Raw genomic sequence first — 2,437 nt, 5'->3', positions numbered from 1 at the left:
TTGCGCCCATGGTCAGCAGCAGCTCCTTATACGCGCCGCCGCTTTTGGCGAGCCCGTCGTAGACGCCGACGACGACCGGAAAGAACGCGGTTAAAAAGACGACGGCGACCTTGCTCCACAAGGAATAACCGAACCACATAATAAAAATGGGGGAGAGCGCAATGAGCGGAATCGTCTGGCTGATGATGATAAAGGGATAGAGCGTTTTTTCCAGTGCCTTGGACAGATGCATGCCGATCCCGAGCAAAATGCCGCCAACCAGCGACATCAGGCAGCCGACCACTACTTCTTCTAAGGTGGCCGGCAGATGCGTACCCAGCAGCAGTCCGGCGTTCTGTACCAGTGCGGTCCAGATCGAGGATGGCGCAGGGAGGATAAAGGACGGAACATATCCGAAGCGGACGGAGGCTTCCCACACGGCGAGAATGAGCAGCAGCAGGAGGAGGAAGGCCCCATAGCGGCGTGATCCTTCCTTAAACGGTGCGCGTTTCATACAGCCTCCGCTCTAGCTCGGCCCGCAAAGAGACAAAGCCGGGCTCGTAATTCATTTCCAGCCGCCGGGGTCTTGGCAGTCCCACGTTCAGCTCCTGAAGGGGGCCGGTGCTGCCGGGCGGCATCAGAAAGATGCGGTCGCTGAGCAGAATAGCTTCCTCCAGATCATGCGTGATGAACATAACGGTTCGCCCCAGCTCTCCCCACAGCTCCAGCAGCCAGCGGTGCATCTCCCGCTTCGTCATGGCGTCAAGCGCGCCGAACGGCTCATCGAGCAGCATCAGCTGTCCGCCGGTCATCAGTGTGCGGAGAAAGGCTGCCCGCTGCCGCATCCCACCGGACAGCTCATGCGGATAGGCAAACTCATACCCGGCGAGTCCGAAGCGCTCCAGCATGTCTAGGGCCGTAGCCGCTTCGCCCTTGCCGGCCCGGCCCTTGATCTCCAGCGGCAGCAGGCAGTTGTCCAGCACCGTACGCCAGGGCAGCAGCAAATCCTGTTGAGGCATGTAGGCGATTTGGCCGAGCCGGTTCGAACCTGGGGCGCAGCCTTGCAGCGAGATTTCCCCCTGCGCCTCGGCAAGCAGTCCGGCTATCGCTTTGAACAGTGTGCTTTTGCCGCAGCCGCTGGCGCCGATAATGCTGACGAATTCGCCCTTGTGGACCGTAAGCGATAGATCCGCAAATACGGGCTTTTGCCGTGGGAATGAGAAAGAAAGACGGCGGAGAGATAAAAGCTCTTCGATAGTCGGTCAACCCTCCTTGACATGAATAAAGACCCGTCCATTTCCGTTAGAGAAATGAACGGGCCTCCCAGATATCCGCCGTACATGCGCTGCCTTGCGCGGCGTAATAGGTAAGCTTTAGGTTCCACTTCCCTCCGCTGGTATAATCCAGATCAGGTTCCAAGGGTCCGAAGCTCGCGGCTTCGTCTCAGTCGGACGACTCCCCTAGTGAAATTGCGGTCTTTATTCGGTTATGAACTTATTAACTATATCATATTCCGGGCCGTTCCCTCAATGTACCATTTGGGTCTTGCGGACTCGAAGTCACCAATGATCGGGAATGCTTACCGAAGACGGCAGCTTGGTATTCCTATCGCCTTTAGCTGAATTGACCTGCGCCTGCGTGAGAAAAATGCTTCCTGTGAGATCGGCGCCGCTTAAATCGGCATCTCTAAAGTCGGCGCCGATTAGATCAGTCATTCTCATGTCTGAATCTCTCAAATCGGATGCAATGAGCAAAGCACCTCTCAAGTTAGCGCCTCTAAGGTCGGCTCCTCTTAGATTTGCGCCTATGAGGTCACTGCCCTTGCGGATTTTGTTCTGTAATTTTTGATTTTTATTAGACTTCGGCGCAACTTTGGCCCGTACCCGTTCACTTGCTTGCAGAAGCAGGTCATTGACAATCGCCCGATGGGCGGGGACGTTAAGCTCCAGAATCGAGCGTGGATTCAGACGGGTGAGCTCTTCCGTTTTTTCAAGAACATTCCGCAAATCTGTATGAATCGGCCGAGTCTCTTCCAAACCGAGCGCCTCATCCAAGTAATTTAGCATTTCATGCAGCTGCTGCATAATAGGGAATACCTCAAACATTTCCTGTGCTAACGCCGGATGATCCCGCCAGTTGTTTCCCGCATAGGTCATTTGGGATACCTTTTGACCCGCGCCAAAGCATTCATATACGGCACACCCCCGAAAGCCTCTTGTTCGAAGGTCTTTATGAATGCCGCAGCGAAAATCAGTCTGCAAGTTTAGGCAGGGAGTACCCCCGGCTTTATCCATGGCAAAATCGGCTGATTTGGCATACGGCAAAGCTGCGCAGCATAAACCAAAGCATTGTTCGCAGTCTGCGCTGAATGGATTAATCCTGGCGTCGTTGTTGATTCCTGGATTGGACATTTTCTGCACTTCCTTTATCTAAAAAGCCGAGAAGACTCCTTCCTCTA

The 2,437-nt window shown here is 54.6% G+C and carries 3 protein-coding genes and 1 riboswitch; all 3 genes read right to left on the bottom strand.

What is annotated here, in order from left to right; all coding sequences use genetic code 11:
* Positions 1 to 493, bottom strand: a 493-nt coding sequence (locus L691_RS0126845) for an ABC transporter permease (RefSeq protein ID WP_025693275.1), incomplete at its 3' end; no start/stop codon positions are given.
* Positions 474 to 1,127, bottom strand: a complete 654-nt coding sequence (locus L691_RS0126840; protein WP_332256490.1) for an ABC transporter ATP-binding protein — start codon at positions 1,125 to 1,127, stop codon at positions 474 to 476. The genes L691_RS0126845 and L691_RS0126840, both read right to left, overlap by 20 nt.
* 220 nt (positions 1,128 to 1,347) lie before the next feature.
* A riboswitch (TPP riboswitch) is annotated at positions 1,348 to 1,451 on the bottom strand.
* 87 nt (positions 1,452 to 1,538) lie between these two features.
* The gene (locus L691_RS0126835) at positions 1,539 to 2,390 is read right to left on the bottom strand and encodes a pentapeptide repeat-containing protein (protein WP_025693273.1); all 852 of its coding nucleotides are present in this window, start codon (positions 2,388 to 2,390) and stop codon (positions 1,539 to 1,541) included.
* Between the last annotated feature and the right edge of the window lie 47 nt (positions 2,391 to 2,437).

This window comes from Paenibacillus zanthoxyli JH29 (genome assembly GCF_000520715.1).
GTDB lineage: Bacteria > Bacillota > Bacilli > Paenibacillales > Paenibacillaceae > Paenibacillus_AQ > Paenibacillus_AQ zanthoxyli.
Note: the sequence above shows the minus strand (reverse complement) of the source record. Positions and strands in the feature narration are given on the sequence as shown.